The sequence below is a fragment of the Rhizobacter terrae genome (assembly GCF_003852895.1).
Classification (GTDB): domain Bacteria; phylum Pseudomonadota; class Gammaproteobacteria; order Burkholderiales; family Burkholderiaceae_C; genus Albitalea; species Albitalea terrae.
Genome location: NZ_QUSW01000006.1, coordinates 379,519 through 390,733 on the forward strand (window position 1 = coordinate 379,519; position 11,215 = coordinate 390,733).

15 protein-coding genes and 1 pseudogene are annotated in these 11,215 nt (G+C 65.3%); 11 read left to right on the forward strand and 5 right to left on the reverse strand.

Annotated features, from left to right (window positions below):
* The first annotated feature begins 246 nt into the window (after positions 1 to 246).
* Positions 247 to 513, forward strand: a complete 267-nt coding sequence (locus DZC73_RS21760) for a cold-shock protein (RefSeq protein ID WP_124542475.1) — start codon at positions 247 to 249, stop codon at positions 511 to 513.
* Between the two features lie 108 nt (positions 514 to 621).
* Here DZC73_RS21760 and icd read toward each other — a convergent pair whose 3' ends face one another.
* The gene (gene icd, locus DZC73_RS21765; RefSeq protein WP_124542476.1) at positions 622 to 1,875 is read right to left on the reverse strand and encodes an NADP-dependent isocitrate dehydrogenase; all 1,254 of its coding nucleotides are present in this window, start codon (positions 1,873 to 1,875) and stop codon (positions 622 to 624) included.
* A gap of 196 nt (positions 1,876 to 2,071) precedes the next feature.
* On the opposite strand from icd, the gene DZC73_RS21770 reads away from it, so the two are divergent.
* The 3 genes from DZC73_RS21770 to DZC73_RS21780 all read left to right on the forward strand — a co-directional run bounded on the left by DZC73_RS21770 (position 2,072) and on the right by DZC73_RS21780 (position 3,465).
* Positions 2,072 to 2,266 (forward strand): hypothetical protein, encoded by a 195-nt coding sequence (locus tag DZC73_RS21770; protein WP_124542477.1) that lies wholly within the window; start codon positions 2,072 to 2,074, stop codon positions 2,264 to 2,266.
* Between the two features lie 141 nt (positions 2,267 to 2,407).
* The gene (locus tag DZC73_RS21775; protein ID WP_124542478.1) at positions 2,408 to 2,860 is read left to right on the forward strand and encodes a DUF192 domain-containing protein; all 453 of its coding nucleotides are present in this window, start codon (positions 2,408 to 2,410) and stop codon (positions 2,858 to 2,860) included.
* A 50-nt stretch (positions 2,861 to 2,910) separates the two neighbouring features.
* Positions 2,911 to 3,465: a DUF805 domain-containing protein gene (locus DZC73_RS21780; protein WP_235835231.1), complete on the forward strand. Its 555-nt coding sequence runs from the start codon at positions 2,911 to 2,913 to the stop codon at positions 3,463 to 3,465.
* Between the two features lie 65 nt (positions 3,466 to 3,530).
* On the opposite strand, the gene DZC73_RS30350 is transcribed toward DZC73_RS21780, so the two are convergent.
* From DZC73_RS30350 to DZC73_RS30515, 3 genes are all read right to left on the reverse strand, one after another.
* Positions 3,531 to 4,112 carry a superoxide dismutase gene (locus tag DZC73_RS30350; RefSeq protein ID WP_235835232.1) on the reverse strand — a complete coding sequence of 194 codons (582 nt, stop codon included), beginning with the start codon at positions 4,110 to 4,112 and terminating at the stop codon, positions 3,531 to 3,533.
* A 102-nt stretch (positions 4,113 to 4,214) separates the two neighbouring features.
* Entirely contained in the window at positions 4,215 to 5,516 is a 1,302-nt protein-coding gene (xseA, locus tag DZC73_RS21785; protein ID WP_235835233.1) for an exodeoxyribonuclease VII large subunit, read from the reverse strand.
* Positions 5,509 to 5,631: a hypothetical protein gene (locus DZC73_RS30515; RefSeq protein ID WP_268879057.1), complete on the reverse strand. Its 123-nt coding sequence runs from the start codon at positions 5,629 to 5,631 to the stop codon at positions 5,509 to 5,511. Before DZC73_RS30515 ends, xseA begins: the two co-directional genes overlap by 8 nt.
* 228 nt (positions 5,632 to 5,859) lie before the next feature.
* Here DZC73_RS30515 and DZC73_RS21790 point away from each other — a divergent pair, with 228 nt between their 5' ends.
* The 7 genes from DZC73_RS21790 (at position 5,860) to DZC73_RS21820 (ending at position 10,603) form a co-directional block, all read left to right on the forward strand.
* Positions 5,860 to 6,498 (forward strand): MotA/TolQ/ExbB proton channel family protein, encoded by a 639-nt coding sequence (locus DZC73_RS21790; protein WP_124542479.1) that lies wholly within the window; start codon positions 5,860 to 5,862, stop codon positions 6,496 to 6,498.
* 16 nt (positions 6,499 to 6,514) lie between these two features.
* Positions 6,515 to 6,943 carry an ExbD/TolR family protein gene (locus DZC73_RS21795; protein WP_124542503.1) on the forward strand — a complete coding sequence of 143 codons (429 nt, stop codon included), beginning with the start codon at positions 6,515 to 6,517 and terminating at the stop codon, positions 6,941 to 6,943.
* Positions 6,927 to 8,003 carry a tetraacyldisaccharide 4'-kinase gene (gene lpxK, locus DZC73_RS21800; protein WP_124542480.1) on the forward strand — a complete coding sequence of 359 codons (1,077 nt, stop codon included), beginning with the start codon at positions 6,927 to 6,929 and terminating at the stop codon, positions 8,001 to 8,003. Before DZC73_RS21795 ends, lpxK begins: the two co-directional genes overlap by 17 nt.
* Positions 7,984 to 8,187: a Trm112 family protein gene (locus DZC73_RS21805; protein ID WP_124542481.1), complete on the forward strand. Its 204-nt coding sequence runs from the start codon at positions 7,984 to 7,986 to the stop codon at positions 8,185 to 8,187. Before lpxK ends, DZC73_RS21805 begins: the two co-directional genes overlap by 20 nt.
* Complete coding sequence (kdsB, locus tag DZC73_RS21810; RefSeq protein ID WP_124542482.1) at positions 8,184 to 8,936, forward strand: 3-deoxy-manno-octulosonate cytidylyltransferase; 753 nt, start codon at positions 8,184 to 8,186, stop codon at positions 8,934 to 8,936. Before DZC73_RS21805 ends, kdsB begins: the two co-directional genes overlap by 4 nt.
* A 128-nt stretch (positions 8,937 to 9,064) precedes the next feature.
* Positions 9,065 to 9,718 (forward strand): adenylate kinase, encoded by a 654-nt coding sequence (gene adk, locus DZC73_RS21815; protein WP_124542483.1) that lies wholly within the window; start codon positions 9,065 to 9,067, stop codon positions 9,716 to 9,718.
* Positions 9,719 to 9,835: 117 nt separating this feature from the next.
* Positions 9,836 to 10,603 (forward strand): 3-hydroxyacyl-CoA dehydrogenase, encoded by a 768-nt coding sequence (locus DZC73_RS21820; RefSeq protein ID WP_124542484.1) that lies wholly within the window; start codon positions 9,836 to 9,838, stop codon positions 10,601 to 10,603.
* An 81-nt stretch (positions 10,604 to 10,684) separates the two neighbouring features.
* Here the strand turns inward: DZC73_RS21820 and DZC73_RS29785 are convergent.
* Positions 10,685 to 11,215, reverse strand: a pseudogene (locus DZC73_RS29785) (hypothetical protein); the annotation flags it as partial.

The window sequence follows — 11,215 nt, forward strand, 5'->3', positions numbered from 1 at the left end:
GATTCATTCTATCGAGTTGACGGTTTTGCAGTCGCACAGATGCCATATTGAGACCGCAGTGCAAACCACAAGCCCGGAAATGCGTCACGTGCACTGTCCTATTCGTGCTTGCTCGCGCCCATGATGACCGGGCTTCGACTGAAATGCGAGTCCCCTGTTCCGCCCAAACCGGCCATCCAGCGGCGTATTGACAGCATCCGCCGGCCCCCCACAGAATCCGCGCTGAAAACAACAGGAGGTGGGGTTATGGCCCGCGGGACAGTGAAATGGTTCAACGATGCCAAAGGCTTCGGGTTCATCGAGCCGGAAGGAGGCGGTGAAGATGTCTTCGCCCATTTCTCCGCCATCCAGATGGATGGGTTCCGGACGCTGAAGCAAGGCGGCAAGGTCACCTATGACCTGGTGCAGGGCCCCAAGGGCCAGCTGGCCCAGAACATCACCCCGGTGGATGCAGGTGCTTCGGCATCGCGGCCCCAGGTGAATGTGGCCGGCGCCCAAGCCGTCGCCGGCTGAGCGGCTCCTCCCACCCAGCAGATTCCTGAATGCAAAAAGCCCGCCGGATTGGCGGGCTTTTTGCGCTGGTGAGTGCCAAAACCTGACCGGAAGGTCAGGCTGGCGCGATCACATGTGGTCGATCATCACCTGGCCGAAGCCGGAGCACGACACCTGGGTGGCGCCATCCATCAGGCGGGCGAAGTCATAGGTGACCTTCTTGGACTGGATGGATTTTTCCATCGAGCTGATGATGAGGTCGGCCGCCGCGGTCCAGCCCATGTGGCGAAGCATCATCTCGGCGGAGAGGATTTCCGAACCGGGGTTCACGTAGTCCTTGCCAGCGTACTTCGGGGCAGTGCCGTGGGTGGCTTCGAACATGGCCACGGAGTCGGACAGGTTCGCGCCCGGGGCGATGCCGATGCCGCCGACCTGTGCGGCCAGCGCGTCGGAGACGTAATCACCGTTCAGGTTCAGCGTGGCGATGACGGAGTACTCGGCCGGGCGCAGCAGGATTTGCTGCAGGAACGCATCGGCGATCGAGTCCTTGACCACGATGTCCTTGCCGGTCTTGGGGTTCTTGAACTTGACCCACGGGCCACCGTCCACCAGCTCGGCACCGAATTCCTTCTGGGCCAGGGCATAGCCCCAGTCGCGGAAGCCGCCTTCGGTGAACTTCATGATGTTGCCCTTGTGCACCAGCGTGACCGAGGGCTTGTCGTTGTCGATGGCGTACTGGATGGCCTTGCGCACCAGGCGCTCGGTGCCTTCCTTGGACACCGGCTTGATGCCCAGCGCCGAGGTGTCGGGGAAGCGGATCTTCTTGACCGCGAATTCCTCTTGCAGGATCTTGATCAGCTTCTTGACCTTGTCGCTGCCCGACTCGAATTCGATGCCGGCGTAGATGTCTTCCGAGTTCTCGCGGAAGATGACCATGTTGGTCTTGTGCGGCTCCTTCACCGGTGAAGGCACGCCATCGAAGTACTGGATGGGGCGCAGGCAGACGTACAGGTCGAGCTCCTGGCGCAGCGCGACGTTCAGGGAGCGGATGCCTCCGCCCACGGGCGTCGTGAGCGGCCCCTTGATGGAAACGACGTAGTCCTTCAGGACCTTGAGCGTCTCTTCCGGCAGCCACACGTCAGGGCCATACACCTTGGTCGACTTCTCGCCCGCATAGACCTCCATCCAGTGGATCTTCTTCTTGCCGCCGTAGGCCTTCTCCACCGCGGCGTCCACCACCTTGATCATCACCGGCGTGATGTCGAAGCCGGTGCCGTCACCCTCGATGTAGGGAATGATCGGCTGGTCGGGCACGTTGAGCGAGAAGTCGGCGTTGACAGTGATCTTCTGCCCGCCTTGGGGCACCTTGATGTGCTGGTACATGTGGGTGAGGCTCCGCGGATGGTGGTCCGATGGATGATGAATGCGTCGTTGGGGGCGCGGGAAAGCCGTTAGGGCATCAGTACTAAACCTGAGATTCTATGTCAGCGAAGCTGTCAACCGCCTTTCGCCACGCGTCGTTGAGGGGCGGTCCCTCAGAAGGGGGGACATGTGTTCAAACTTTCGAAAGGTAAATCAAATGAACAAGCTTCTGGCCGCCCTGATCGCTTCCATGTTCGCCGTTGGCGCTTTCGCCGCTGACGCTGCCAAGCCCGCCGCTTCCGCTGCTGAAGCCAAGCCGGCTGCGAAGAAGGAAGAGAAGAAGGCCGACAAGAAGGCTGACGAAGCCAAGCCGGCTGCTTCCGCTGCCAAGAAGGAAGAGAAGAAGGCCTAATAGCCTGTCTCTGCCTCGTGCAGCCGAATGAACCCGGCAGGCACGTCAAGACGCCCGGCTCTGTCCGGGCGTTTTTGCATCTGCGGTTCCCGCATCCGCATTCCGCATAATCGCCGCGAACACCTGACTTCCCCAGCCGACATGAACACACTCTCGCGTTCGATCTTCGCCCTGTCCCTGGCCGCTGCAGCCTTCGCGACCCACGCCGACGATGGCCAGCCCAAGCTGCCCACCATCAAGCTCAGCACAGGCATGTACGTCATCCAGGCGGAAGTGGCGCAGACGCCCGAGCAGCGCGAGATCGGCCTGATGAACCGCAAGAACATGGGCGCGAGCGAAGGCATGCTCTTCGCCTTCGAGGACGCCGGGCAGCAGTGCTTCTGGATGAAGAACACCCTGCTGCCGCTGTCGGTGGCCTTCGTGGCCGAGGACGGCACCATCGTCAACATCGACGACATGAAGCCGCTCACGCTGGACAGCCACTGTTCGACCAAGCCCGTGAGATTTGTCCTGGAGATGAACCAGGGATGGTTCGCAAAGCGTGGTATCAAGGCGGGTGAAAAGCTGCAGGGGCAGCCTTTCGCCAAGCGCTGAACAGCCGGCGCGCCGGCAGCACAGTCAACACAAAGCATTGGAGGAGCACCTTGTCAGCCGTCAACCCTTACATGCCGCCGAGCGCGGACGTCTCGGACATCGTCGACAACACCGAGGAACTGCGCGAGCCTGAGATCCTCACCTGGCGTGGCCGCATCGGCCGCCTTCGCTACCTCGCCTACACCATGGGCGCGTACCTGCTGATGTTCGTGGCGATGTTCTTTGCCGGCCTCATCGGCGGCGTGAGCCGCAGCCCGGTGCTGGCGATGTTCCTCATGGTCCTTTGCGGCCTGGGCTATTTCGTGTTCGTCGTCATGGCCGCCATCCAGCGAGTGCACGACATCGATTGGTCGGGATGGACCGTCTTGCTGATGCTGGTCCCGCTGGTGAACGTCATCGTGGGCCTGATCTGGCTGTTCAAGGCAGGCACAGACGGTGCGAACCGGTTCGGTCCGGCCCCGACGCCCAACAACTGGGGCGTCCGGATCCTGGGCTGCATCGCTCCGCTGGCCTTCATCGGCATCATGGCGGCCGTTGCGCTGCCGGCCTACCAGGCCTACGTCGCCAAGGCCAAGGCCCGCGCGGTGCAGCAGCAACCGCAATAAGCGTTCGCCTCAAGCAAAAAAGGCCGCCTCGCAGGCGGCCTTTTTCATGCGGAACCGAAACTCGCTCAGGCGAAATTCTTCTCCGCGAACTCCCAGTTCACCAGCGAGTTCAGGAAGGTCTCGACGAACTTCGGGCGCAGGTTACGGAAGTCGATGTAGTAGGCGTGCTCCCACACGTCGATCGTCAGCAGCGCCTTGTCGGCGGTGGTCAGCGGGGTGCCGGCGGCGCCCATGTTGACGATGTCCACGGTGCCGTCGGGCTTCTTCACCAGCCACGTCCAGGCCGAACCGAAGTTGCCCACGGCACTCTTGGTGAACGCTTCCTTGAAGGCGGCGTAGCTGCCCCACTTCGCGTTGATGGCATCGGCCAGCTTGCCCTTGGGCTCGCCGCCGCCTTGCGGCTTCAGGCAGCTCCAGAAGAAGGTGTGGTTCCAGATCTGGGCGGCGTTGTTGTAGATGCCGCCAGAAGACTTCTTGACGATCTCCTCCAGGGGCAGGTTCTCGAACTCGGTGCCCTTCTGGAGGTTGTTGAGGTTCACGACGTAGGCGTTGTGGTGCTTGTCGTGGTGGTATTCGAGCGTCTCGCGGCTCATGTGCGGCGCGAGTGCGTCGTGCGAGTACGGCAGGGGCGGCAGGGTGTGTTCCATGTGCGTCCTTTCGGCAGTTCAGTGCTTGTTGTGCGGGGTTCCTGGCGGGTGCGGATTGTAGGCAGTTGTGAAGTCCCTTTCGGCCAGCACGTCGCAGCCAAGTCACTCCAGCGGGTTCGCGTCGATGCGCTCCACGGCCACCTGCGCACTGCCATCGGCCAGCACAGCCTGGAGCGACTGACCAGGCTGCAGTTGCGCCACCGATTGCACGGGGGCGCCTTGGCTGTCGGCCAGCCAGGCATAGCCCCGGGCAAGCACACGGCGCGGGTCGAGCCCGGACAGGCGCGCCTGTAGCGTATCGACGCGCATGCCCTGGCGCGATTGCATGAACCGGATGGCCGGCGGCAGGCGTGCACCAAGACGCTGCAGCCCCACCTGCCGGGTCTCCACGCTGCGGTGCACTGCATTGCGCAATCGCTGCTCCAGCAGGTCGAGCGTGTGCGACTGGCGCTGCAGTGTGCGCGTGGGGCGCGCGAGCCGCAGCGCGCTGGCATCCAGGCGTTGCGCGTGCGAATCGAGCACGTGGGCCACGCGGCGCTGCATGCGCTGCGCGAAGCCGTCAAGCGCAGACATGCATTCCTGCAGCGCGAGGACGACCAGTTCTGCCGCGGCCGTCGGCGTCGGCGCCCGAACGTCGGCAGCGAAGTCGGCAAGCGTCACGTCGGTCTCGTGTCCCACCCCGCTGATGACCGGGATCGTCGAGGAAACGATCGCGCGCACCAGGCGTTCGTCGTTGAAGGACCACAGGTCTTCCATGGACCCGCCGCCCCGGCAGACGATGAGCACGTCCACAACCGCATGCGCATTCGCGGCAGCGATCGCCGCGACCAGTGCCTCCGGCGCTTCGGCGCCCTGCACCAGGCTCGGATAGACCACGATTTCCACATGCGGCGCACGGCGAGCGAACGAGGTCATCACGTCATGCAGGGCGGCTGCGCCCAGCGACGTCACCACGCCGATGCGGCGCGGGAACCGCGGCAGCATCCGCTTGCGCTCGGGAGCGAACAGCCCCTCGGCCTCCAGCCTGGCCTTCAACCGCAGGAACTGCTCGAACAGGGCACCCGCCCCAGCTCGCTGCATGGACTCGACCACGAACTGCAAGTCGCCCCGCGGCTCGTACACCGCGATGCGCCCACGCACCTCCACGAGCTGGCCGTCGCCCGGCGCGAAGTCCAAGAGGCCGGCCGCACGGCGGAACATCGCGCAGCGGATCAGTGCAGCCTCGCCGTCGGCGTCCTTCAGGCTGAAGTAGCAATGCCCGCTGGCCGCCCTCGAGAAGCCCGACAACTCGCCGCGCACGACGCAGGCCGAAAACTTCGCCGACAGCGTGTCGGCCACCGCGTGCACGAGGCTTGCGACGCTCCAGACGAGGCGCTGGGGCACGAGGGCGGCGGGCTCAATCACGCGCAAACCCAGTGCTGGCGCGGGCCGAGAACTCCACAACCGCGCCAATGCTTGCTTTGCGGCGGATCATCACTGTCATGAGCCTTTCACAATCACGCAAGTTGTTGATTTTCAAGAGAATCTTTCTGCCTATTTTTTTGGCAATCCGTTGGAGGCCTTGATTTTTCGTGCTTCGCCGATCCTCACAACCCAGTTGCCCACAAAGTTATCCACAGTTGCGGTGGATTGCGAAAGACGCACCAACGTTTCGATTCATCACCGGGGGCGAACACGCCTTGCCGGGCGGCTCCAAAGGGCCATAATCGCGCGTCCCAAAAACCGCTTGTCGCCCGAAAGGACCGGATTGTTTTCGATCATACGAGACGCTGGTTGGCCCATCTGGCCCCTGCTGCTGTGCTCCATTGCCGCCCTGGCCCTGATCATCGAACGCCTGGTGAGCCTGCGCGCCGTGAAGGTCGCCCCGCCCAACCTGCTGGAGGAAGTCATCTCGGTCAGCCGCTCGTCGCTGCCCGGGGCTGACGTGGTGAACAAGCTGGCCCACAACTCCGTGCTGGGCCTCGTGCTGGCCACCGGCCTGCGCGCCGTGATCGCCGAGCCGCGCATCACCGAGGAAGCCCTGCGCAACGCCTTCGAGAACGCCGGCCGCGTGGCCGTGCACAAGCTGGAGCGCTACCTGAACACGCTGGGCACGCTGGCCTCGGCCGCCCCGCTGATGGGCCTGTTCGGCACCGTGATCGGCATGATCGAGATCTTCGGCTCGCCCACTGCCAGCGGCGGCAGCAACCCGCTGATGCTGGCGCACGGCATCTCCGTGGCGCTGTACAACACCGCCTTCGGCCTGATCATCGCGATCCCCTCGCTCATGTTCTACCGTTACTTCCGCGGCCTGGTGGATGCCTACGCGCTGGAGCTGGAACAGTCGAGCGAACGCATGGTGCCGCACCTGATGCGCTTCGCAGTGCCCCGCGGCAGTTCGCACTGAGGCAGCCGCCATGCCCATGAACTTCCGCAAGCCGCGGCCGGAGGAACCGGAGATCAACCTGATCCCGTTCATCGACGTGCTGCTCGTGATCCTCATCTTCCTGATGCTCACGACGACCTACTCGAAGTTCACCGAACTGCAGATCACGCTGCCCACGGCCGATGCCGAGAAGTCGCGCGACCGACCGAAGGAAATCATCGTTGCCGTCTCGGCTGACGGCCGCTACTCGATCAAGGGCAAGGCCGTGGAAGGGCGCAACGTGGATGCGCTCACGGCCGAGCTGTCAGCCGCCGCCCAGGGCGCTGAGGATTCGGTCGTCATCATCTCGGCCGATGCCACCGCCGCCCACCAGGCCGTGGTGAACGTGATGGACGCGGCCCGCCGCGCGGGCCTGGCCAAGCTCACCTTCGCCACGCAGTCGTCCCAAGGTGGCGACGGGCACTGACACGCGCGCCGCATCGCCCGGCGGGGCGCAGGGATTGGCGCAGGCGTGGCTGCGGCGCGGGTGGCTCGCCTGGGTCCTGCTGCCGGTGGCCGTGTGCTTCGGCTTGCTGAGCGGACTGCGCCGATGGCTGTACCGGGTGGGCTTGCTCAAGCCGGTACCGGTGGGCGTCCCGGTGGTTGTCGTGGGCAATCTCATCGCCGGCGGTGCCGGCAAGACGCCGACAGTCATGGCCGTGGTGTCCCTGCTCAGGTCCGATGGATACCGGCCGGGCGTCATCTCGCGCGGATACGGACGCGATGCCGACGAGGTGGTGGATGTCCAGCCATCGACCGACGTGAAGCACTGCGGCGACGAGCCCCTGCTGATGCGGCTGCGACTGAAATGCCCCGTGGTGGTCGGCCGTGACCGCGTGGCCGCCGGTCGGGAACTGCTGCGACTGCACCCCGAGGTGGACATCGTCGTAAGCGACGACGGCCTGCAGCACTTGCGCCTGGCTCGCGATGCGCAGGTGCTGGTGTTCGACCAGCGTGGTGCCGGCAACGGCTGGCCGCTGCCGGCGGGCCCGCTGCGCGAACCGCTGCCGCGCAGCGTTCCCGCGCGCAGCGTGGTGCTCTACAACGCCGACTCGGCCTCGACAGCACTGCCCGGATGCATCGCGCGGCGGTCATTTGCGGGCGCGGTCTCGTTGCAGGGTTGGCGTGCCGGCGAGCGCGCATCGGCCGAGGCCTTGCATGCGCTCAGTGCCAGGCCGCTGGTCGCCACAGCAGGCATGGCGCATCCGCAGCGTTTCTTCGACATGCTGTCGAAGGCCAACCTGTCCTTCACGCCCCTGCCCCTGCCCGATCACTTCGACTACGCCACCCTGCCCTGGCCCGAAGGCACGCCGGACGTCGTCCTCACCGAGAAGGACGCCATCAAGCTCGATCCGCAGCGCATGGGCACGACGCGGGTCTGGGTGGTGCCGCTAGACTTCCATCCTGGTGCGGACTTCGACCGTGCCCTTCTCGCCTTGCTGCCCTCCCCCTCGAACAGGACGAACCATGGACACACGACTTCTTGAACTGCTGGTGTGCCCCATTTGCAAGGGTCCGCTCGACTACCAGCGTCCGCCGCAGGCCGAACGCGCCGAACTCATCTGCAATGCAGACCGCCTGGCATTCCCGGTGCGCGATGGCATGCCGGTGATGCTCGAAGGCGAAGCACGCCAGCTGGACGACCAGCCCGGCACGGTCGCAGCGAAGTGAGCTTCACCGTCCTCATTCCCGCCAGGCTGGCCTCCACACGCCTGCCTCGCAAGCCCTTGGCAGACATCGCCGGCATTCCCATGGTGGTGCGCGTCGCGCAGCGTGCAGCGCTGTCGAAGGCGGCGCAGGTGGTGGTAGCGGCAGATCATGCGGAGATCGTCGCGGCCTGCAAGGCGCATGGCGTCGACGTCGTGCTCACCCGCGAGGATCATCCGACCGGCAGCGATCGATTGGCCGAAGCGGCCACGCAGCTCGGCCTCTCGGACGAGGCCATCGTCGTCAACGTGCAAGGCGACGAGCCGCTCATCGAGCCATCGCTGATCGACGCCTGCGCCGGTCTGCTGTTCGAGCACCGCGACTGCGTGATGGGTACCGCGGCCCACGAGATCGACGACCCGGCGGAGTTCCGGAATCCGAACGTCGTCAAGCTGGTGCGTGATGCCCAGGGCCGCGCTCTGTATTTTTCTCGCGCGCCCATCCCGTGGTGGCGCGATGGCTATGCCCAAGGCATCGCTCAGCTCTCGCAGCCCCTGCCCCTTCGGCACGTCGGTCTGTACGCCTACCAGGTCGGCTTCCTCAAGCGCTTCCCGACGCTGGCCGCGAGCCCGTTGGAGGCGGTCGAGTCGCTGGAGCAGCTGCGTGTGCTGTGGCATGGCGAGCGCATCGCCGTGCACGTGAGCGACGCTCGCCCCGGCCCCGGAGTGGACACGCCCGAAGACCTGGAGCGCGTGCGCCGGTTCTTCGCCTGAAGCAACATCCCCACGCCGCTTGCGCCGCGTCAGTTTCGCGAAGAAGGCGCGTGATATTCTGAGACAAAGCGTCCGGACCGCCTGCTCCCGCGGAACCACGCACGAGACACCCACAACGAGGACCACTGATGAGACTGATTCTGTTGGGCGCGCCTGGCGCCGGCAAGGGCACGCAGGCTGCATTCATCTGCCAGCGCTACGGCATTCCGCAGATCTCCACCGGCGACATGCTGCGTGCGGCCGTGAAGGCCGGTACCCCGCTGGGCCTGGCGGCCAAGAAGGTGATGGACGCCGGCGCCCTGGTCAGCGACGACATCATCATCGGCCTCGTGAAGGAGCGCATCGCCCAGCCCGACTGCGCCAAGGGCTTCCTGTTCGACGGCTTCCCTCGCACCATCCCCCAGGCTGATGCGATGAAGGCCGCCGGCGTCAAGCTCGACATCGTGCTCGAGATCGACGTACCTGACGAAGCGATCATCGAGCGCATGAGCGGCCGCCGCTCGCATCCGGCCTCGGGCCGCACCTACCACGTCAAGTTCAACCCGCCCAAGGTCGAAGGCCGCGACGACGTGACAGGCGAAGAGCTGGTGCAGCGCGACGACGACAAGGAAGAGACGGTGCGCAAGCGCCTGGAGGTCTACCAGACCCAGACGCGCCCGCTGGTCCAGTACTACTCCGACTGGGCCGCCACCGGCGACGCGTCAGCGCCCAAGTACCGCAAGATCAGCGGCACGGGCACGGTGGACGAGATCACCGCACGGGCCCTGGCCGCACTGGGCTGAATCGACTGTCCTGCTGAACGGAAAGCTGCTCCATCGAGCGGCTTTTTTGTGCCTGCCTGGTTTCGGCGACAATTGACGTATACGTCAACCAGACAGATCCACACAGGAGAACCAAGCATGGACATCGCAGGCAAGGTATTCATCGTCACCGGCGGCGCGTCGGGCCTGGGCGAAGGCACCGCCCGCATGATCGTCGCCAACGGCGGCAAGGTCGTCATTGCCGACCTGCAGGCCGACAAGGGCGAGGCACTGGCCAAGGAACTGGGGGCCGACAAGGCCGCCTTCGTGAAGTGCGACGTGAGCCAGGAGGCCGACGGCCAAGCCGCGGTCGCCAAGGCCACCTCCATGGGCAAGCTGATGGGCCTGGTGAACTGCGCCGGCATTGCGCCCGCGGCCAAGACGGTGGGCAAGGAAGGCGCGCACGCCCTGGCGTTGTTCAGCAAGGTCGTGACGGTGAACCTGATCGGCAGCTTCAACATGATCCGCCTGACCGCCGAGGCCATGGCGAAGAACGAGCCGGAAAGCACCGGCGAGCGCGGCGTGATGATTTCCACCGCCAGCGTGGCCGCCTACGACGGCCAGATCGGCCAGGCGGCCTATTCCGCCTCCAAGGGCGGCGTGGTGGGCATGACGCTGCCCATCGCGCGCGACCTCGCCCGCAACGGCATCCGCAACATGACGATCGCCCCGGGCATCTTCGGCACGCCGATGCTGTTTTCCATGCCCCAGGAAGTGCAGGATGCGCTCGCCGCTGGCGTGCCCTTCCCGAGCCGCCTGGGCACGCCGGCGGACTATGCGAAGCTGGTGCACCAGATCATCACCAACGACATGCTCAACGGCGAGGTGATCCGCCTGGACGGCGCCATCCGGCTGGCCCCGAAGTGAACTGCGGCTGCAGTCGCCCACAATGAAAAAGGCCTCCATCCGGAGGCCTTTTTCTTGCCGATCGACGCATCGATCAACGCATCACTTGCGCTTGGCGTACAGCGACCACAGCCGGGCCAGGTCAGCGGTGCCGTCGGTGCCGGCCACGCCCTTGAGCGTGCCCTGCGCCTTGGCCGAGTCCCCGGCCACGATCTGCGCAATGGCCAGGTGCAGCTTCGCGTCGTCGGGCCGCTTCAGGTTGCCCTTGGCGATGCCGTCCTGCATCAGCTTCAGCCCACCGGCCTTGTCGCCGGCGAACACCTGGTTCAGCCCGATGTTCACCAGCCCCGTGCCATCCTTGGCCGCCTTGGCTTCCTCGATGTTCGCCGCCTGCCCCGCCTTGTCTTCCTCGACCTTCTTGACGATCAGGTCACGCAGTCGCTTTTGCCGGTCCGCCTGCGGCCCCACCCCCAGGATGTTCGCCGCGAAGCCCTTGTCCAGCACCTGCTTGGCCTCGTTCGGGCTGCCCGCCTGCACCGCCAGCTGCGCCATCTCCATGAAGTCGTTGGCCGCGCTCATGCTGCCCGTGGCCAGGCTCAGCCGGTACGTGTCCAGCGCCAGCCGGTCGCTGAA

Coding starts and splice junctions, on each gene's coding strand:
- DZC73_RS21760 (WP_124542475.1), top strand. CDS start 247: ATGGCCCGCGGGACAGTGAAATGGTTCAACGATGCCAAAGGCTTCGGG.
- icd (WP_124542476.1), bottom strand. CDS start 1,875: ATGTACCAGCACATCAAGGTGCCCCAAGGCGGGCAGAAGATCACTGTC.
- DZC73_RS21770 (WP_124542477.1), top strand. CDS start 2,072: ATGAACAAGCTTCTGGCCGCCCTGATCGCTTCCATGTTCGCCGTTGGC.
- DZC73_RS21775 (WP_124542478.1), top strand. CDS start 2,408: ATGAACACACTCTCGCGTTCGATCTTCGCCCTGTCCCTGGCCGCTGCA.
- DZC73_RS30350 (WP_235835232.1), bottom strand. CDS start 4,112: ATGGAACACACCCTGCCGCCCCTGCCGTACTCGCACGACGCACTCGCG.
- DZC73_RS21795 (WP_124542503.1), top strand. CDS start 6,515: ATGAACTTCCGCAAGCCGCGGCCGGAGGAACCGGAGATCAACCTGATC.
- DZC73_RS21805 (WP_124542481.1), top strand. CDS start 7,984: ATGGACACACGACTTCTTGAACTGCTGGTGTGCCCCATTTGCAAGGGT.
- adk (WP_124542483.1), top strand. CDS start 9,065: ATGAGACTGATTCTGTTGGGCGCGCCTGGCGCCGGCAAGGGCACGCAG.
- DZC73_RS21820 (WP_124542484.1), top strand. CDS start 9,836: ATGGACATCGCAGGCAAGGTATTCATCGTCACCGGCGGCGCGTCGGGC.